At 61.9% G+C, this 19,712-nt stretch carries 16 protein-coding genes; 14 read left to right on the top strand and 2 right to left on the bottom strand.

What is annotated here, in order from left to right; translation table 11 throughout:
• Positions 1–112 precede the first annotated feature (112 nt).
• The 5 genes from FHX14_RS09780 to exoR all read left to right on the top strand — a co-directional run bounded on the left by FHX14_RS09780 (position 113) and on the right by exoR (position 7,158).
• Entirely contained in the window at positions 113–997 is an 885-nt protein-coding gene (locus tag FHX14_RS09780) for a DUF2497 domain-containing protein (protein WP_012557472.1), read from the top strand.
• A gap of 115 nt (positions 998–1,112) precedes the next feature.
• Entirely contained in the window at positions 1,113–3,956 is a 2,844-nt protein-coding gene (locus FHX14_RS09775) for a valine--tRNA ligase (protein WP_003586974.1), read from the top strand.
• Between the two features lie 400 nt (positions 3,957–4,356).
• The gene (locus FHX14_RS09770; protein WP_003586971.1) at positions 4,357–5,634 is read left to right on the top strand and encodes an OmpP1/FadL family transporter; all 1,278 of its coding nucleotides are present in this window, start codon (positions 4,357–4,359) and stop codon (positions 5,632–5,634) included.
• A 140-nt stretch (positions 5,635–5,774) separates the two neighbouring features.
• On the top strand, positions 5,775–6,335 hold the full coding sequence (locus FHX14_RS09765) for a hypothetical protein (RefSeq protein WP_348649238.1): 561 nt from the start codon (positions 5,775–5,777) through the stop codon (positions 6,333–6,335).
• Between the two features lie 19 nt (positions 6,336–6,354).
• Positions 6,355–7,158, top strand: a complete 804-nt coding sequence (exoR, locus tag FHX14_RS09760) for an exopolysaccharide production regulator ExoR (RefSeq protein WP_003586968.1) — start codon at positions 6,355–6,357, stop codon at positions 7,156–7,158.
• A 13-nt stretch (positions 7,159–7,171) separates the two neighbouring features.
• Here exoR and xth read toward each other — a convergent pair whose 3' ends face one another.
• The gene (gene xth, locus FHX14_RS09755; protein WP_003586966.1) at positions 7,172–7,963 is read right to left on the bottom strand and encodes an exodeoxyribonuclease III; all 792 of its coding nucleotides are present in this window, start codon (positions 7,961–7,963) and stop codon (positions 7,172–7,174) included.
• Between the two features lie 126 nt (positions 7,964–8,089).
• Positions 8,090–8,422, bottom strand: coding sequence for an iron-sulfur cluster insertion protein ErpA (gene erpA, locus FHX14_RS09750; RefSeq protein ID WP_003586964.1), 333 nt, complete (start codon positions 8,420–8,422; stop codon positions 8,090–8,092).
• A gap of 222 nt (positions 8,423–8,644) precedes the next feature.
• Here erpA and FHX14_RS09745 point away from each other — a divergent pair, with 222 nt between their 5' ends.
• From FHX14_RS09745 to tatC, 9 genes are all read left to right on the top strand, one after another.
• Positions 8,645–9,862 (top strand): deoxyguanosinetriphosphate triphosphohydrolase, encoded by a 1,218-nt coding sequence (locus FHX14_RS09745; RefSeq protein ID WP_183693237.1) that lies wholly within the window; start codon positions 8,645–8,647, stop codon positions 9,860–9,862.
• 64 nt (positions 9,863–9,926) lie between these two features.
• Positions 9,927–11,684: an arginine--tRNA ligase gene (gene argS / locus FHX14_RS09740; RefSeq protein WP_003586960.1), complete on the top strand. Its 1,758-nt coding sequence runs from the start codon at positions 9,927–9,929 to the stop codon at positions 11,682–11,684.
• A gap of 61 nt (positions 11,685–11,745) precedes the next feature.
• Positions 11,746–15,075 carry an SPOR domain-containing protein gene (locus tag FHX14_RS09735; RefSeq protein WP_184376967.1) on the top strand — a complete coding sequence of 1,110 codons (3,330 nt, stop codon included), beginning with the start codon at positions 11,746–11,748 and terminating at the stop codon, positions 15,073–15,075.
• A gap of 115 nt (positions 15,076–15,190) precedes the next feature.
• Positions 15,191–16,204: a beta-N-acetylhexosaminidase gene (gene nagZ / locus FHX14_RS09730; protein ID WP_003586957.1), complete on the top strand. Its 1,014-nt coding sequence runs from the start codon at positions 15,191–15,193 to the stop codon at positions 16,202–16,204.
• 18 nt (positions 16,205–16,222) lie between these two features.
• On the top strand, positions 16,223–17,080 hold the full coding sequence (locus FHX14_RS09725; protein ID WP_003586955.1) for a ScpA family protein: 858 nt from the start codon (positions 16,223–16,225) through the stop codon (positions 17,078–17,080).
• The gene (scpB, locus tag FHX14_RS09720) at positions 17,077–17,781 is read left to right on the top strand and encodes an SMC-Scp complex subunit ScpB (protein WP_003586952.1); all 705 of its coding nucleotides are present in this window, start codon (positions 17,077–17,079) and stop codon (positions 17,779–17,781) included. Before FHX14_RS09725 ends, scpB begins: the two co-directional genes overlap by 4 nt.
• Positions 17,782–17,962: 181 nt before the next feature.
• The gene (locus tag FHX14_RS09715; protein WP_003538990.1) at positions 17,963–18,154 is read left to right on the top strand and encodes a twin-arginine translocase TatA/TatE family subunit; all 192 of its coding nucleotides are present in this window, start codon (positions 17,963–17,965) and stop codon (positions 18,152–18,154) included.
• Between the two features lie 51 nt (positions 18,155–18,205).
• Positions 18,206–18,832 (top strand): Sec-independent protein translocase protein TatB, encoded by a 627-nt coding sequence (gene tatB, locus FHX14_RS09710; RefSeq protein WP_003586950.1) that lies wholly within the window; start codon positions 18,206–18,208, stop codon positions 18,830–18,832.
• Positions 18,829–19,656, top strand: coding sequence for a twin-arginine translocase subunit TatC (gene tatC, locus FHX14_RS09705; RefSeq protein ID WP_003586948.1), 828 nt, complete (start codon positions 18,829–18,831; stop codon positions 19,654–19,656). Before tatB ends, tatC begins: the two co-directional genes overlap by 4 nt.
• Positions 19,657–19,712: the final 56 nt, after the last annotated feature.

The following is a 19,712-nucleotide window of genomic DNA, read 5'->3' as shown; positions in this document are numbered from 1 at the left end:
ATTCATTTGATTCGCGATGATTTTTTTCACGTCTGAGGTATTCTAAGGTCGCGGTGATTCGGATGACCGCTCCACATCGTCCGGTCGTTGTTTTTGGATAACGGGGATAGAAATGGCTCAGCCAAGTGTAGCGCGTGAACCGTCCATGGAAGAAATTCTGGCCTCCATCCGCCAGATCATCGAAAGCAATGAGCCCGGCGCCGGCAAGGCGATTTCCGCATCCCTGCCGCCGGTTTACGGCGCCGATGAGGATGAGAACGGTTCCGAAATCCATCTGACCGTGGATGATACTTATGCCGGCGTGGAGTTCCCCGAACCGGCCATGCGCTCCTCCGATCCGCGTTTCGTCGCCGCCAACTCGGCTGGCACCGCCCCCGAAGCTGAAGTGCCGGCCCGCGCCCTGTCGCTTGCCGATGTCGCCGCCCGCGTGCGCGCCGCTTCCGAGCGGAGCGCCGTGCAGGCCGGTCAGGCATTGCGTGAAATTCCGAGCGGCTTCCGCCAGCCTGAACCGCAGCCGGCCATCATGCCGGAGCCGCCGCGCGCGGCTGCACCGCAACCGACGCAGCCTGTTTTCCCTCCGGCGACCGTAGCGCCGGTTCCGCAGGCTGTGATCGAGCAGCCGGCCGAGCCGGTATTTGCGGAACCACCGCGGATCCAAGTCGCCGCATCGGCGCCTTCAGTCGCCGAGCCCACCGTCGTCGAAACGGCGTTGCCGCCTTTGGAACCCGCTCAGTCCTCGACCGAAGCTTTCCTGCCGAGCCTTATGGACGAGGTCCAGCCGACCTTGCTTTCGGAGAATGCCGGCCTGCAGATCAGCCGCTCCTTCGAGGAGCTCGCCGCCGCCATCGACGGTGCGGAGCGCCGCTCGCTGGACGAGATCGCCGAGGATATGCTGCGCCCGATGCTGCGCGAATGGCTTGATGATAATCTGCCGACGCTGGTCGAGCGGCTGGTGCGCGAGGAAATCGAGCGCGTGGCGCGCGGCCCGCGCCGCTGATCGGATTGCTTTTTCCTCAAAAGCCGCTCCGGTCTCCGGGGCGGCTTTTTTATTGACTTGCCCGTGCCCATCCTATTTACAAACGCCATCCTCGAACCTCGAAATTGGTCAGAAAATGCTCGACAAGACCTATGATTCTGCTGCCGTCGAACCCAAAATCGCCGCGAAATGGGATGAGGAGGACGCTTTCCGCGCCGGCGCGAACGCCAAGCCCGGGGCTGAGACCTTCACCATCGTGATCCCGCCGCCGAATGTCACCGGTTCGCTGCACATGGGCCATGCGCTGAATAACACGCTGCAGGACATCATGGTGCGCTTCGAGCGCATGCGCGGCAAGGATGTGCTCTGGCAGCCGGGCATGGACCATGCCGGCATCGCCACGCAGATGGTCGTCGAGCGCAAGCTGATGGAACAGCAGCTGCCCGGCCGCCGCGAAATGGGCCGTGAAGCCTTCATCGACAAGATCTGGGAATGGAAGGCTGAATCGGGTGGCCTGATCTTCAACCAGCTGAAGCGCCTGGGCGCCTCATGCGACTGGTCGCGCGAACGCTTCACCATGGACGAGGGGCTGTCGCAGGCGGTTCTCGAGGTTTTCGTCACGCTCTACAAGGAAGGCCTGATCTACAAGGACAAGCGCCTGGTCAATTGGGACCCCAAACTCCTGACTGCTATCTCCGACATGGAAGTCGAGCAGCACGAGATGAAGGGCCATCTCTGGCATCTGCGTTATCCCCTCGAGCCGGGCGTCACCTATCAATATCCGATCGCCTTCGATGAGGAGGGTAAGCCAACCGAATTCGAGACGCGCGACTATATCGTCGTCGCGACGACGCGGCCGGAGACGATGCTGGGCGATACCGGTGTTGCCGTGAACCCCGAAGACGAGCGTTACAAACCGATCGTCGGCAAGCATGTCATTCTGCCGATCGTCGGCCGCAAGATTCCGATCGTCGCCGACGATTATGCCGACCCGACGGCCGGCACCGGCGCGGTGAAGATCACGCCTGCGCATGATTTCAACGACTTCGAGGTCGGCAAGCGCGCGAAGCTGCGGGCCATCAACGTCATGAACGTCGATGCCACGATTACCATCAAGGAGAACGAGGATTTCCTCGAAGGCCTCGACAATCCGGCCGCGCTGCATGGCGCCTGGGATCGTCTGGAAGGGCAGGACCGTTTCTATGCGCGCAAGGTGATCGTCGAGATCTTCGAAGAAGCCGGGCTCCTCGACAAGATCGAGCCGCACAAGAATATGGTGCCGCACGGCGACCGCGGCGGCGTGCCGATCGAGCCGCGGCTGACCGAACAATGGTTTGTCGACAACAAGACATTGGGACAACCCGCGCTGGAATCCGTTCGCGAGGGAAAAACCAGGTTCATTCCCAGGAACTGGGAAAACACCTATTTCAACTGGCTGGAAAACATCGAGCCGTGGTGCATTTCCCGCCAGCTCTGGTGGGGACATCAGATTCCCGCCTGGTATGGCCCGGACGGCCAGGTCTTCGTCGAAAAGACCGAGGAAGAGGCGCTGCAGGCGGCGATCCAGCACTACCTCTCGCATGAGGGGCCGATGAAGGCCTATGTCGAGGACCTGCTCGAAAACTTCAAGCCGGGCGAGATCCTGACGCGGGACGAGGACGTGCTCGACACTTGGTTCTCCTCCGCGCTCTGGCCCTTCTCGACGCTCGGATGGCCGGACCAGACGCCGGAACTCGCGCGTTATTATCCGACGAGTGTCCTGGTCACTGGTTTCGATATCATCCCGTTCTGGGTCGTTCGCATGATGCAGATGGGCCTGCATTTCATGAAGGACGAGAACGGCGATCCCGTCGAACCCTTCCACACGATCTACATTCACGCGCTGGTGCGCGACAAGAATGGGCAGAAGATGTCGAAGTCGAAGGGCAACGTCATCGATCCCCTGGAACTGATCGACGAATACGGCGCCGATGCGCTGCGTTTCACCCTGGCGATCATGGCGGCGCAGGGCCGTGACGTGAAGCTCGATCCGGCCCGCATCGCCGGCTACCGCAATTTCGGCACCAAGCTCTGGAACGCCACGCGTTTCGCCGAGATGAATGGGGCCAAGAGCGATCCGCATTTCGTGCCGGAGGCGGCCGAACTCACCATCAACCGCTGGATCCTGACGGAGCTTGCCCGTACGGAACGTGACGTTACGGAAGCACTCGAAGCCTTTCGCTTCAACGATGCCGCCGGCGCGCTCTACCGCTTTGTCTGGAACGAGGTCTGCGACTGGTATCTCGAGCTTTTGAAGCCGGTCTTCAACGGCGAGGACGAGGGTGCCAAGGCCGAGGCCCAGGCCTGCAGCGCCTATATCCTCGAAGAGATCTACAAACTGCTGCATCCCTTCATGCCCTTCATGACCGAAGAGCTCTGGGCGCATACGGCCGGCGAGGGCAAAGAGCGCGATACGCTGGTCTGCCACGCCGAATGGCCTTCGCCCTCCTATGCCGATAACGGCGCCGCCGACGAGATCAACTGGCTGATCGACCTCGTCTCCGGCATCCGCTCGGTGCGCGCCGAGATGAACGTGCCGCCGTCGGCGACGGCTCCGCTCGTCGTCGTCAAGGCCAACAACCTGACCCGCGAAAGGCTGTTCCGCCACGACGCCGCCATCAAGCGGCTTGCGCGTGTCGAGGTGATATCGCAGGCCGACGATGCGCCGAAGGGGGCTGCTCAAATCGTCGTCGACGAGGCCACCATCTGCCTTCCGCTCGGCAATCTGATCGACCTTTCCGCTGAAAAGGCTCGGCTTGAAAAGGCGATCGGCAAAATGGAAGGGGAGATCTCGCGCATCGACGGCAAGCTCTCCAACGAGAAGTTCGTCGCCAATGCCAATCCCGAGGTGGTCGAGGCCGAGCGTGAGCGCCTCGAGGAACTGAAGGGGCAGATCGCCAGCTTGAAGACCGCACTCTCCAGAGTGAGCGAAGCCGGATAAGTTTCATCGCCCGTTTTGGTAAGTTATTTCAAAGACGCGCTCCGCGAGGGGCGCGTCTTTTTGTCGTTTTGGGCGCAGTTGATTCGGTCTTCAAAGCGGCTGATTTCAGGCGTTGAGCCTGTGGATTGTGGCTCCAAGCGCCTCCCGCGGGCGAAAACTGTCACTGTTGTCGGATTGATACAGCTTCCACAATGTGTGGAATGAAAACCCAAAACCCCATCTGAAAGCCGGCAACTCTGGAATAAAATTTTATTAACCAGATTTTTTGACGTGTCCGTCAATTTCTTTACGTAAGTTGGCCAATGTAATGCCTGGGAATGCCGCCGTGGGGCGCGTTGCCATGTCGAGAGAACACTTACTAGAGTGGCGTCACATCAATTGCTGGAGTGGGGGAGACACAATGGCATCGCGTAGGTTTTCCAAGGGCGTAACGTCGCTCGTTCTTCTTGCGTCGCTTGCATCGCCGGCCTTCGCCGGCGGCCTGGAGCGCGGCGGCTACAATATCGACCTTCTCTTCGACAATTCGCGGTTCGCCGTGCAATCCGGCGCCACCTATGTCATGCCGCAACGCAAGCTGAAAAACGTCAAGGACACCAAAGCCTCCGACGGCCTCGGCACCAACGGCATCGGCGGTGGTTCGACCACAGCGGATGAGACGGAGGATTACTGGGTCCCCTATCTCGGGGTAAAAGTTGGTTTCGGCGACGCCATCGACTGCATGGGCGACTATTCCACGCCATTCGGCGCGCACACCAATCCTGGCGCCGATTGGCTGGGCGTCAACAACAATATCGAAACCAAGATCAGCACCCGCAACTACGGCCTCACCTGCTCCTATCGTTTCGATATGGGTCCCGGCCAGCTTCGCCTGATCGGCGGAGGCTTCTATCAGACGGTCGAGGGTTTCAAGACACGCCTCGTTGCTCCGATCACCACGGCGCCGGCCTCGCTGATCTATGATGGCACCGGCCGTCTGGACCTTTCCGACCAGGCCATGGGATGGCGGGCAGGCATTGCCTACGAAATCGAGGAATATGCCTTCCGCGCCAGTCTGGTCTACAACAGCAAGGTCAAGTATGACGATCTCACAGGCACGGTCGATCTGACTGAGGTGCCGAAGGCCGTCAGTCCCACCAATCCCTACCTCGGTGTCGTGACGCCCGTCTACGGTTCGGCCGAAGCGCCCGACTCCGTCGAGTTGAAACTGCAGAGCGGCATTGCGCCCGACTGGCTTGCCTTTGGTTCGGTCAAGTGGACGAACTGGAGCGTGCTGCAGTCGATCGCCTTCTGCCCGAAGGCCACCAAGGGCGTCGTCGCCTGCAACGCCAGTAGCCAACTTACCTCGCTCGACCTCTTCTATCGCGACGGTTGGACGATCAGCGGCGGTGTCGGCCACAAGTTCAACGACCAATGGTCGGGTGCTCTCAGCCTGACCTGGGATCGCGGCACAAGCCAGGGCTATGGCTCTCAGACCGACACTTGGACGCTTGGCGCAGGTGTTTCTTATACGCCAGTCGAAAACGTCGAATGGCGCCTGGCTGGTGCGCTCGGCATCATGACCAGCGGTGAGTCCGGCACCTTCGTATATAATGGCAAGACTTACGGCGATGACGTCTCATATTCCTTCGGCGACGATCTGGTGGCGGCCCTTTCCACCAGCGTAAAGATCAAGTTCTAATCCTGCGGTTTAAGTAGAAGTCTGAGAGCCCGGCAGTTTGCCGGGCTTTTCTTTGAGCGCTCCGCAAGACAAATGGACGATCTGTTTTGTGACGATTCCGCAACACTTTTTTACGACGATTGGCGTAAGGTGGCAGCGGGGTGAAATTGTCCATTTCCCGCCACAAAGAGAGCGCAGCGCTATTGTCAGGCGAGGAGATGGGCAGGCTTACGGTGCGTGTAAATAGTAGCATGGGTCGATTTTTTTCCAGTAACACCAGATCGCGCAAAACGATTGGCGGCAATCGTTTGATTGCGGTCGTTTCGCTTTCTGGACAAGGCTGTTCCGGCCGCCAATCCGGCTTCGCGGCGGCGACTTCGAGCCGTTCGTTGTTGCCGTTTTCGGCCCGCTCGGATGCGCGGCTCGGCTTTGCCGGAGATGTCGATACCGCTTTCGTCACATTTGCTGTTTACGAATATGGTGAAGGCGGGAAGGCGGATGCAGCGCCTGCCGAAAGAGTGCCACGGAGATTGCAGTCGGGCCATGCCGGGAGCCGGGTGGTTCTGAATGACGCGCTGAGAATTCGGCCTTTGAAAAAAGGCCACTGGGCTGGATGCGACGCGGGCAAAGGAGCTATGGAGCTCGCCGCGGGATCGCTCGCCTCGACGAAATACATCCGCGGAATGCACGGCGCGAGCGCTGCTGCTTCCCGCCTGCGATGAGCGAAAGAAATCGGTTGAAATGGTGACGTCCGAGTTCAAACAGTTCAAATTCATGCTGATGGGCATGTCTATGGCCGTAGCGCTGTCGCTGTCCGGCCAGGTCCGCGCATTCGACATCAAGGCGGGCGTCAGCAAGGAATCCGGCCCCTTCGATCTCTTCAAGTTCGGCTTCAAAGCCTACAAGAACGGACAGAAGGAAGAGGCGGTCGAAGCCTATAAATACGCCGCCGAAAAGGGCCACACCGGCTCGCGCTGGGCGCTTGCCAACATGTATGCCGACGGCGACGGCGTGACGCAGGACGATTTCGAAGCCTTCAAGATTTACAGCGAGATCGCCCAGCAGGGCGTCGAGCCCGGCTCGGAAGATACCGGCTTCTTCGTCAACGCGCTGCTTTCGCTCGCCAATTATTACAAGCACGGCATATCGGGCAGTCCGGTCCGGATCGACCTCAGCCAGGCGCGCCAGCTTTATTTTCAGGTGGCCTCCACCTTCGGCGTCCCCGAGGCGCAGTTCCAGCTGGCGCAGATGATGCTGGCCGGCGAGGGTGGCAATGCCAGCCCGCAGCAAGCGAAGAAATGGCTGAACCAGGCCCGCAAGAGCGGTCATCCCGGCGCCATGGCGGTCTTCGGCAATATTCTTTTCGACGAAGGCCAGTCGGCCCGCGGCCTGGCGATGATGACGGCCGCACTCGACCGCTGCAAGCCCAAGGATTGCGGCTGGATGGAAGCGTTGCAGGAGCAGGCCTTCTCGGTTGCCAACGAGGCCGACCGCCGCACGGCGGTATCCCTCTCGCACAGCATTGCCACCGGCTCAGACGACTGAGCCGGCGATTAGCTCAGGCAGCGAAATCGAAATTGGCGATCACAGGCACGTGGTCGGACGGCTTTTCCCAGGCCCGCACATGTTTTTCGATCGCAGCCGACGTCATCCGGTCGGCGGCCTCAGGCGACAGCAGCAGATGGTCGATGCGGATGCCGTTGTTCTTCGGCCAGGCGCCGGCCTGATAATCCCAGAAGGAATAGAACTGCGTCGTATCCGTCGTCGCGCGCACAGCATCCGTCAGCCCGAGATTTTCGAGCCGGCGGAACGCCTCCCGCGTCTGCGGCAGAAACAGCGCATCACTTTCCCAGACCTTGGGATCGAAGCAGTCGTGCGGTTCCGGGATGACATTGTAATCGCCGGCAAGCACCAGCATCTCCTCATAGGCCAGCCGCTCGGCGGCAAAGCTCCGCAGGCGCTCCATCCAGGCGAGCTTGTAGGGATATTTCTCCGTATCGACAGGATTGCCGTTCGGTAGGTAGATGCAGCAGACGCGGAGGATGCGTGTGTCGGGCAGCGTGAATACGGCTTCGAGGAAACGCGACTGTTCGTCCAGCGGGTCGCCGGGCAGGCCGCGGTTCACTTCGGAAGGCGAAGTCTTGGAGAGGATCGCCACACCGTTGAAGCCCTTCTGGCCGTGTGTTTCGACGTGATAGCCGAGCGCCTCGATCTCCAGCCTGGGAAAACCTTCGTCGACCGTCTTGATCTCCTGCAGGCAGACGATATCCGGATCGGAATCCTTGAGCCATTGCGTGAGATTGTCGATGCGCGCCTTGACGCCGTTGATGTTCCAGGTCGCGATCTTCATCTCTCTGTCCTGTTTAGCTTCGTGCGCTTCTTTTATCGCGGTATTTCACCGGCGAACAAGCCGATAAACCGGCCGGAAGTAAAACTTCGGCCGGTTCGATGGGGACAACGCTCTATGTTCAGATGTTCAGATCGAGAAGCTGGTGCCGCAGCCGCAGCTCGCCACTGCGTTCGGGTTCTTGATCTGGAAGGATTGACCGAGCAGATTGTCGACGAAGTCGATCTCCGAACCCGCCATGTAGACCAGCGAAAGGCTGTCGATCAGCACCTTGGCGTCGTACTTCTCGACGACGACGTCGTCATCGCCGGCGCTGTCGGCAAGATCGAACTTGTAGGAAAAGCCCGAACAGCCGCCGCCTTCGACGGAGACGCGCAGCGCGCTCTTGCCGGCCTCGGCGCCGACGATCGCAGCGATACGCTTTGCGGCGGCATCTGAAAGGGTTACACTCGTATCCGTCATATTTCCTCCTGCCGGGGTCAAGATCCGGAGAGAATGGGTTTTGGCACTTGAATGTTCAAATGCCTGATATCAAACAAACTTATCATGATCCTCGGAAAAAGGCCATGACGCGCCGAGGTGGTTGAGAAAGCGCCTCTTTGCCGTTTCTTCGGGCTATAGGTATGAAGAGCGCAAAGCGGCGTCAATGGGCAGATGCGGCAACATGCAGGATGACGGTGAAGAATGACGATCGATACGCGTGCTTTAGGTTTCGGCAGCAGTGACAGGGCGGTCTATGCGGCAGACCCCTGGACGAGCCGCGGGCGGCTCTATCCGGAGGACGGCAGCCCGACGCGCTCCGATTTCCAGCGCGACCGCGACCGCATCGTCCACACCACCGCTTTCCGCCGGCTGAAGCACAAGACCCAGGTCTTCATCGCCCAGGACGGCGATCATTACCGCACCCGGCTGACGCATACGATCGAGGTGGCGCAGATCGCCCGCGCGCTTGCCCGCGCCCTGAAGCTCGACGAGGATCTGGCCGAGGGCGTGGCGCTGGTGCATGATTTCGGCCATACGCCGTTCGGCCACACCGGCGAGGACGCGCTGCACGAGGTGCTGCTGCCCTATGGCGGCTTCGACCACAATGCCCAATCGCTGCGCATCGTGACCAAGCTGGAGCGGCGTTATGCCGAATTCGACGGCATCAACCTGACATGGGAAAGCCTCGAAGGTCTGGTCAAGCACAATGGTCCGCTGCTGACGCCGGATGGTGTGGGCACACGCGGTCCGGTTCCGCAGCCGATCCTCGACTATTGCGAACTGCACGATCTCGAGCTTGCGACCTATGCCAGTCTCGAGGCCCAGGTCGCGGCGATTGCCGACGACATCGCCTACAACACCCACGATATCGACGACGGCCTGCGCTCCGGTTACCTGACTTTCGACATGCTGGAGGAAATCCCGTTCCTTGCCGGGCTGATGGCCGAGGTGAGGGCGCGATACCCGCATCTGGAGCCGAGCCGCTTCACCCATGAGATCATGCGGCGGCAGATCACCCGCATGGTCGAAGACGTGATCGCCGTCGCGCAGGAGCGCCTTTCGCTGCTGCGCCCCGAGAGCGCCGCCGACATCCGCGCTGCCGACCGGGTCATCGCCACGTTCTCAGGTCGAATGGCCGAAACCGATAGCCAGATCAAGGCGATGCTCTTCAAACGCATCTACCGCAATCCCGATATCATGCGCATCCGCGCCGGTGCCGCCCAGATCGTCACCGATCTCTTTGCCGCCTACATGGCCAATCCCAAGGAGATGCAGAGCCATTACTGGGTCGATCATATCGCCGGCCTGGCCGATGCGCCGAAGGCCCGCCATGTCGGCGATTATCTGGCCGGCATGACCGACACCTATGCGATCAGCGCCCACAGGCGATTGTTTGACCACACTCCGGATTTGCGATAGGCAGCGGTCGCCCCGCCAAGGGCCGATTTGGGCCTTTGGCACAGCCTATGCATGGAAGAGTGCGATGAACCTTTTTACCGACTTCGAAGCCAGGATCAAAACCGCCCTTGAACAGATCGATCTGGTCAGGGAAAAGCGATCTGAGCTCGATTTCGGCCGCATTGCCGTTGAGCCGCCGCGTGACGCGAGCCACGGCGACGTCGCGACCAATGCCGCGATGGTGCTGGCAAAACCGCTCGGAACCAATCCCCGCGCACTGGCCGACATCATCATCGCCAAGCTCAGGGAGGATGCCGACGTTGCCGATGTTTCGGTCGCCGGTCCCGGTTTCATCAATATCCGTCTCTCTGTTGGCTACTGGCAGCGGCTGCTCGCTGCGATGATCGGCGCCGGCACCGATTACGGCCGCTCGACGCTCGGCGAGGGCCGGAAGGTCAACGTCGAATATGTCTCGGCCAATCCGACCGGGCCGATGCATGTCGGCCATTGCCGCGGCGCCGTCGTCGGCGACGCGCTCGCCAACCTGCTCGCCTTTGCCGGCTACGGCGTTGAGAAGGAATATTACATCAACGATGCCGGCTCGCAGATCGACGTGCTCGCCCGTTCCGTCTTCCTGCGTTATCGCGAAGCGCTCGGCGAAAAGATCGGCGAAATTCCCTCGGGTCTCTATCCGGGCGACTATCTCGTGCCTGTGGGACAGTCGCTTGCCGCCGACTATGGCGTGCGGTTGCACAACATGCCGGAAGATCAATGGATGCCGATCGTCAAGGACCGCACCATCGATGCGATGATGGTGATGATCCGCGAAGACCTGGCGTCGCTGAACGTCCATCACGATATCTTCTTCTCCGAGCGTACCCTGCATGCCAATGGCGCGGCCGCGATCCGCACGGCGATCAACGACCTGACCTTCAAGGGCTATGTCTACAAGGGCACCTTGCCGCCGCCGAAGGGGCAGCTGCCCGAGGATTGGGAAGACCGTGAACAGACGCTGTTCCGCTCGACCGAAGTGGGCGACGATATGGACAGGCCGCTGATCAAGTCGGACGGCTCCTACACCTATTTCGCTGCCGACGTCGCCTATTTCAAGAACAAGTTCGATCGCGGTTTCGACGAGATGATCTATGTGCTCGGCGCCGACCATGGCGGCTACGTCAAGCGCCTGGAAGCGGTTGCACGCGGCGTTTCGGATGGTAAGGCGAAGCTGACCGTGCTGCTCTGCCAGCTCGTCAAGCTCTATCGCAACGGCGAGCCGGTGAAGATGTCGAAACGCTCGGGCGATTTCGTCACGCTTCGGGACGTCGTCGAGGAAGTCGGCAGTGATTCGGTCCGGTTCATGATGCTTTACCGCAAGAATTCCGAGCCGCTCGACTTCGATTTCGCCAAAGTGACGGAACAGTCGAAAGATAATCCGGTCTTTTACGTGCAATATGCGCATGCCCGCTGCATGTCGGTGTTCCGGCAGGCGAGGGAGGCTTTCGGCGACCTCGATGTCTCCCCCGAAGAATTTGCGCAAACCGTTGCAGGCATTGGCGATCCGGCCGAACTGCAGCTCGTCGCCAAGCTCGCCGAATTCCCGCGGATCGTCGAGGCGGCGGCCCAGTCGCAGGAGCCGCATCGGCTCGCTTTTTACCTCTACGACCTCGCCAGTTCTTTCCACGCCCACTGGAACAAAGGTAAAGATCAGCCGGAATTACGATTTGTTAATGATAAAAACCGAGAATCAACTATTGCCAGACTTGGGCTGGTGTACGCCGTCGCGTCGGTTTTGAAGTCGGGACTTGCCATTACAGGCACTGCCGCACCGGACGAAATGCGATAACGTCACCATTTCCCCACAATGCGCTGGCATTTCAGAGTTGGCGTTTGCGAGTGGGATAGGCATGGCTGATAAACAACTTGCGTATGATACGCGCGGAAAAGATGACCTGTTTGCCGACGATGATCCGTTGGCGGAACTTGCCCGTATCGTCGGCTTCGAGCCGCGTGTTGCAGCAAACACGATAACTGAGACTGCGCGGCACGAGCCCGCCCTCGATCTCGAGGACGAGTTGGGGCGCGAGTTCGACCGTTACGATTCGCCACGTCCGCTCGCAGAGCTCGACCGGCCCGCCGAACCGATCTCCGATGACGACACGCCGGAAGATTACATCGAGCCCGTTCTCGATGTATCTCCCGCTGCCGAGACAGCTGAGATTGCCGAGCCGGTTTCCGTCGCCTCCGTTGAGGTTGAGGAAGAAGCTGCGCCGGCCGCAAGCAACTGGGATGCGCCCGCCGACGAGGCGGCCTGGCCGCAGCAGCTTTCTATCGAGCCCACTTCCGAGGCGCCGGTGCAATCGGCCTTTGGCGGCGCACGCGACCTGATCGAGGAGCTTGAGCTGTCGATCGGCTCTGCTCCGGTCTCTTCGCTGCCGCAGCCCGCCAAGGCGCCGCAATGGTCGGCCGCCAGCATCAGGCTGCCGCTTGCCAATTTCCACGCGGCCAAACGCGAGGAAACGGTTGTTCCGCCAGAGCCGGTGGCAGAAGCGCCGGTGGCAGAAGCGCCTGTGGCTGAAGCGGTCGCAGCGCCGGCGGTTGAAGCGCCGTCTGCCGATCTTGCCGCGGCAGAGCCGCAGCCCGCGATCGAGCCGTCCGCCCCGGTCGCCGAGCAATTGGCGCCGGTCATCACTGTCGAGCCGTCCGAGGAATTCGAATCCGCGTCTCCGTCGCTGGGCTTTCCCGCCGAGCACGATCGCCATGACGAAGTAGTGGCGTCGGAAGAGATTGCCGAGGCCGACGGCTTCGTCGAAATCGAAGACGAACTCGAAGATTTCGGGTCCGATGCCGGTTTCGATCTCATCGCCGCTGCCGTCGAAGGCGAGATCCAGGCCGATGCGGCGCTGACCGAGGTCGTGCCTGAAGTTCCGCACACTGCCGGGACTTTCGATCTGGATGATCTGCTCGCCGACGTCTCGCGTTATCCGGTGCCGCAACGCCCCAACACGGCGCCCGTTTCGCCGCAGGCCGCAACGATCGAGGCTGCACCCGTTGCTGCCGCTCCCCTTGCTGTCGCGCCTATGGCCGCCGCATTTGCCCAGCCGCAGGTGATCGCGCCAGCGCCGCTTGCCGCAGCCCCCGTTCAGCCTGCTCCGGTCGAGCCGGCGTCGGTCTATGCTGCCGAAGCCGCAAGGCCGGTCGCGCCGCAGCCTGCCGAGGTTATTGCACCCCAGCCCGTCGCAATGGCCTATTCGCGGGCGCCGCAGCCTGTGCCGGAAGCCGACGACCCCTTCGCCGGCCATGATTTCGAGCTGGATCTTGCCGGCATCGAGCTGGATCTTGCCGGCATCGAGCTGGAACTCGCCGATCTCGATTTCTCCGAGTCCGAGGTGACGCCGGCTGAGCCCGAGCGGCACCCGGAGCTGCCGGTCCGTGCGAACCAGCCGGCCGCTGCCGTCTCTTCCCGATCGGCCACCGGTTTTACGCCTGAGCCGCAAAATCCCGCTTTCCAGCAGGCGGCTTCCGCCGCTGCGCGGCCTGCTCCGGCCTTCGTTGAGCCCCAGGCTCCAACTCAGGCTCCGGCCGTCAACTGGTCTTCTGTCGCTGAATCGACCGAAGACCTGCCGTTTGATCCGGCGATGATCTCCGATCCGGAGGAACGTCCCGAGACGGTCGAGGACATGCACGTGCCGGCGCTGCCGCCGGTCGAGCAGCCCGCGCCGGTCGCGAAAACACAGGATTTCGATTTCGATCTCGACGCGGAGATTGCCAGCTTCTTTGAACCGGCCAAGCCGCGGGAAACGCCGGCCCCGGTTCGTGATACCGCTGCCGCCGCGGCAAAGCCGGTCAAGCCGACCATCGCCGACGGCCTCGATGATTTCGAACGGGCGCTGGAAGAAGATTTCCGCCGCAGCGTGCGCGAGCCGGTCGAGCGCCGCGAGACCTCTGAGGTCCGCATCGAATCGGCAAGCCAGGCAGCCGACTTCAGCCGTGCCCGGTCGATGCGCCGGCTGCTGGCCGGAGCCGTCGTGCTCGTGGTCTTCGCCGGTGTCGCTTATGGTGTCTATTCCTCCGTCTGGAACGGCGAAGGGCTTGGCATCGTCGCATCCGGCGAGCCGCGCGTGATCACGGCCGACAAGGAGCCGGTCAAGGTCGTTCCGGAAAATCCCGGCGGCAAGACCGTGCCGAACCAGGACAAAGCCGTCTACGATCGTGTTGCCGGTTCTGCCGAGGAGCCGAAGCAGAAGGCGCTGGTTTCTTCCGATGAGGCGCCGGTCGATGTCGTCCAGCGGACGCTGACACCGGAATCGCTGCCTGAGGACGACGAGAACGCCAACGCCAGTGATCAGGTCTCGCCGACCGCAGTCGGTGAGACGGAAGATCCGCGTCTGCTGCCGAACCAGGACAGCGCCGACAACGCCGCCGCCAGCGATGCCGACAAGACGCCATCGGTTTCACCGCGCAAGGTCCGCACGATGATCGTCAAGCCTGACGGCACGCTGGTCGCCCGCGAGGAACCAGCACCCGTCGACCAGCCGGCTGCCCCGGCGACACCATCTGTGCCGGCGACGCAGTCTGCACAGGCCGCTCAGCCGATGCCGGCCTTGACGGCCCCGTCGGCGCAATCGGCTTCACCCGTGCCGCCGGTCGCCGGAACGGCCGCAAGCTTCCCGGCGAGCGCCGAGGTTGCCTCAGCCGATGCCCGCTCCGCAGCGCCTGCCGAAACCGCGCCGGCAAAGCCGCCGCTTGCAGCTGCTGCCGATGCGCCGACCGCAAATCCCGCCCCGGTCAAGACCACGGCGGTCACCGATACCGCTCCGGTTCCGATCGCGCGCCCGGTCGATCAGCCCGTCAACGTCGTCGGCACGGTGACCGAAAAGGGCAACGTTCGCGCTCCCGCACAGCAGCCGAAGCCCGCGCAGCAGCCGAAGACGACGGAGGTCGCTGCTGCAGCACCCGCCGCCGCACAGCCGCAGCAGCAGGCTGCCTCCGTCGGCGGCTACGGCATCCAGATCGCCTCGCTGCCATCGCAGGACGAGGCGACCAAGTCCTATGCCAACCTGTCGAAGAAATTCGCCGGTGTGCTTGGTGGCCGCGCTCATGAAATCCGCAGGGCCGATATCGCCGGCAAGGGCACTTTCTACCGTGTCCGTATTCCGGCTGGTTCCAAGGACGAGGCCGCAGCGCTCTGCGAACAGTATCGCGCGGCGGGCGGAAGCTGCCTGATCTCCAAGTAGTATCGGGTTTTCAACGAAATAACGGGAGCGGCGGGCCGGATCGGTCCGCCGCTCTTTTTTGTGCATCGCGCCCGAGCTTGCTCGCATTTGGCCGGGCGCCGTCTATGATTCTGATATGACCGAATCAAAAGCGATGATCCTTGGCTGCAGCGGCCTTGCCCTCACATCCGAAGAGAAAGCCTTCTACCGGGGCGAACGGCCCTGGGGCTTCATCCTCTTCGGGCGCAACATCTCCGAAGCAGGGCAGATTGCCGATCTTGTCGCCGAACTGCGCGACAGCGTCGGCTGGCATGCGCCGGTGCTGATCGACCAGGAGGGTGGCCGCGTTCAGCGCATCCGTCCGCCGGTTTTCGCACGTTATCCCTCCGGCCAGGCGCTCGGCGATCTCTATCGTCGCGATCCGGCGCTTGGGCTGCGCGCCGCCTGGGTGATGTCGCGGTTGCACGCCTTCGATCTTTCGAGCCTCGGCATCGATGTCGATTGCCTGCCGGTGCTCGACGTGCCGGTCGAGGGCAGCAGCAGCGTCATCGGCGACCGCGCCTATGGCGGCGATCCCCAGACCGTCATCGCCATGGGTCGGGCGGCTGCCGAAGGGCTGAAGGCCGGCGGCCTGTTGCCGGTGATGAAGCATATGCCCGGCCACGGCCGCGGCTTTGCGGATTCACATCTGGAACTGCCTGTCGTCACCGTCTCGCGCGATGAGCTGGAGGCCCATGATTTCCCGCCCTTTATCGCGATGAAGGACGAGCTGATGGCGATGACCTGCCACGTCGTCTTTACCGCCATCGACCCCGACAATCCGGCGACGACCTCGCGCAAGGTGATCGACGGCGTCATCCGCGAGCAGATCGGCTTTACCGGTCTGCTGCTTTCCGACGACAGCTCGATGAATGCTCTTTCCGGCACGATCGGCGAACGTGCGGCGAATATTATTGCAGGCGGATGCGATATCGTGCTGCATTGCAATGGCCATATGGACGAGATGCTGGATGTCGTGGCAAACGTTCCGCCGCTCGCCGGTCAATCGCTTGCCCGCGCTAAAGCGGTGGAAGCAGGTTTTGCCGCGCCGGATGCCGCCGATGAGGCGGAATTGCGGGCGGAATTCGAGGCGATGTTTGCGATCGTGTGATCGCAGAGGAGCAGGGTGGTGATCACGGTCAAGGGCACGGAGCGTCCGCAGGCGGCAACGCCGATGGACAAGTTGTGGCAGGAGAACGGCGCCGAGCGCGCCAGCCACGAGCCGGCACTGGTGATCGATGTCGCCGGCTTTGAAGGCCCGCTCGATCTGTTGCTCTATCTCGCCCGCAACCAGAAGGTCGATCTGTCGCGCATTTCGGTGCTGGCGCTGGCCGAGCAATATCTGCAGTTCGTCGAAAGCGCCCGGCGTATCCGCATCGAGCTTGCCGCCGATTATCTCGTCATGGCGGCCTGGCTTGCCTATCTCAAGTCGCGGCTGCTGATACCCCAGCAGATCAAGGATGACGGTCCTTCGGGCGAGGAGATGGCGGCAACGCTCGCCTTCCGGTTGAAACGCCTCGAAGCCATGCGCCAGGCCGCCGAAGGCCTCGTCAACCGCAACCGCCTCGGCCGCGACATCTTCGTGCGCGGCGCCCCCGAGCATATTCCCGACCGGCAGCAATCCGCCTATGCGGCAAGCCTCTACGATCTTCTGACCGCCTATGCGGCGCTCCGCCAGCGCAATGCCGTCACCCAGGTGACGATCGAGAGGCGTAACGTCTGGTCGCTGACCGATGCGCGTGAATTGCTGACCCAGATGATCGGCGAGGTCGGTGACTGGACGGCGATGGAGCATTATCTGCTGCGTTATCTCGCAACGCCCGAGGAACGCGTCACGGCGATCGCCAGCGCTTTTGCCGCCTCGCTGGAGCTGGTGCGCGAGGGCAAGCTGGAAATCCGCCAGGACGGCGCCTTTCAGCCGATATACATGCGCCGCGGGCCCAAACACGCCACGCTGCAGGTGGTGGAGCAGGAGCAGCCGGCTTGATCGATCCGAAGAGCGACGAGGATTTCGAAGGCAGGAGCCGTGACCTGCAGGCCGAGATCGAGGCAGAGCGCATCGCCGAGGCGCTGGTCTTTGCCTCCTCGCAACCGGTTTCCGAAGGCTTCCTCGCCGAGCGCCTGCCCGAGAAGACCGATGTGCGCGCCATCATGCTGCGCCTGAAGGCACACTATGCGCCGCGCGGCGTCAACCTCGTGCAGATCGAGGGCGCCTGGGCCTTTCGCACCGCCGCCGATCTCTCCTTCGTCATCCGCCGCGATGACAACGAGGTGAAGAAGCTCTCGCGCGCCGCACTGGAAGTGCTGGCGATCATTGCTTATCACCAGCCGGTGACGCGCGCCGAGATCGAGGATATCCGTGGCGTCCAGACCTCGCGCGGCACGCTCGACGTGCTGATGGAAGCCGGCTGGGTGCGGTTCCGCGGCCGGCGGCGCACGCCGGGCCGGCCGGTGACATTGGGCACCACACGCGATTTCCTCGACCATTTCGGACTCGAAGAGTTGCGTGACCTGCCCGGTCTCGAAGAATTGAAGGGTGCGGGCTTGCTGTCGGGCCGCATTCCGGCGAATTTCAATATTCCCTCGCCGTTGATGAACGACGAACTGACCGAGGACGAGGATCCGATCACCCAGATGGATCTCGAGGAATTAGGGTTGCTGGCACCGCGCGGCACCTCCGAAGATTGAAGGACTTCGTCTTGCTTTCGCCATGCATGGCGAAAACAATGGCGGCCATCACTTTTCGACCGGTCAATGGCTTGTCACAAAGGGCGATACCGTGACATTAAGCGCAGTTCAAAGGGCTTGATGTTGGAAACGGTGTCGGAAATTCTTACATCAGGGAACATCGAAACAGGGAGTTAGGGTAATGGGTTCTTTTAGCATGTGGCACTGGCTGATTGTTCTGGTCATCGTGCTGTTGTTGTTCGGTCGCGGCAAGATCCCGGAACTGATGGGCGATGTCGCCAAGGGCATCAAGAGCTTCAAGAAGGGCATGACGGACGAAGACGCGCCCGACACGGCCAAGACCGTCGATCACAAGGCCGACGAAACGAAGTAACCAAGTGCGGGAAAAAGCGCAGCCTCCGCGCTTCCCGTCCAGGAGCCTTGCATGTTCGATATTGGCTGGACCGAGCTTTTGGTCATCGCGGTCGTCCTGATCGTGGTCGTCGGTCCCAAGGATTTGCCGCCGATGCTGCGCGCTTTCGGCAAGATGACGCAGCGCGCCCGCAAGGTGGCGGGTGAATTCCGTGCGCAGTTCGACGAAGCGTTGCGCGAGGCCGAGCTTGATGATGTCCGCCAGACGCTCAGCGACGCCCAGAAGCTCAACCCGGTTAACAGCCTGCGCGAGGCGATGAACCCGCTTCGCCAGATGGGCAACGAGATCAAGGCCGACCTGCAGAAGGCGACCGCAGTCCCGGAAAACAAGACCGAGGTGCCGCCGGCTGCCGTTTCCGCGCCGACGCCGTCGATGGGCCTGCCGGAAACGCCGCCGTTGGTGCCGGCACCTGCGCCGACGCCGGAGCCCGTTGTTGCCGCGGTCGCCACTGCCGATACGGTAGCCGCCAAGCCGAAAGTGGTGCGCAAGCCGCGGGCCAAGGCTGCGGATAAGGCGGCCTTTGCCATCGCCGCGCCCGTGGAAAACGTGCCTGCGGAAAAGCCGAAGCGCACGACTGCTGCCAGAAAGCCCGCAGCGCCGAAGACGCCGGCGCAGATGAAGAAAAGGGACGAGGCATGAGCGGTGATATCGAAGACAAGCCGCAGCCGTTGATCGAGCACCTGATGGAGCTGCGCACGCGGCTGATCTGGTCGATCGGCGCGTTTTTCGTCGCCTTCATCGCATGCTTCTTTTTTGCCAAGCATCTCTTCAACTATCTAGTCATCCCCTACAAGACGGCCGTGCAGTGGGCGCATCTCGATGTCGAGAAGGCCCAGCTGATCTACACCGCACCGCAGGAATTCTTCTTCACCCAGGTCAAGGTGGCGATGTTCGGCGGCCTCGTGGTGGCGTTTCCGATCATTGCCGCGCAGGTCTACAAGTTCGTCGCACCCGGGCTCTACAAGAACGAACGCCAGGCCTTCCTGCCGTTCCTGATCGCTTCGCCGGTGCTGTTCCTGATGGGCGCGGCACTGGTCTACTTCTTCTTCACGCCGATGGTCATGTGGTTCTTCCTGTCGATGCAGCAGGCGCCGGGTCATGACGAGGTGGCGATCTCGCTGATGCCGAAGGTCTCGGAATATCTGAGCCTGATTATGACGCTGGTCTTCTCCTTCGGCCTCGTCTTCCAGCTCCCGGTCATCACCACGCTGCTTGCCCGCGTCGGCCTGCTGACATCGCAATGGCTCGCCGAAAAGCGCAAATTCGCCATCGTGCTCGCCTTCATCGTCGCCGCCGTGCTGACGCCGCCGGATCCGATGTCCCAGATCGGCCTTGCGATACCGACGATCCTTCTCTACGAGATTTCCATCCATGCGGCGCGACTCGTGGAGCGCCAGCGTGCCCGGCAGGCGGTCGAAAAGGACACCGAATCCGCGGACGTTGCCAAGACGGACAGCGTCTGAGCGGCAATCCGGAAATCCTTTCACGAACGCCGTCTCATCCGGTCGAAGCCCGGTCA

The sequence above is a fragment of the Rhizobium sp. BK619 genome, from assembly GCF_014195245.1.
GTDB lineage: Bacteria > Pseudomonadota > Alphaproteobacteria > Rhizobiales > Rhizobiaceae > Rhizobium > Rhizobium acidisoli.
The sequence above is the reverse complement of the archived record's forward strand: the minus strand, read 5'-3'. Positions and strand labels throughout refer to the sequence as shown.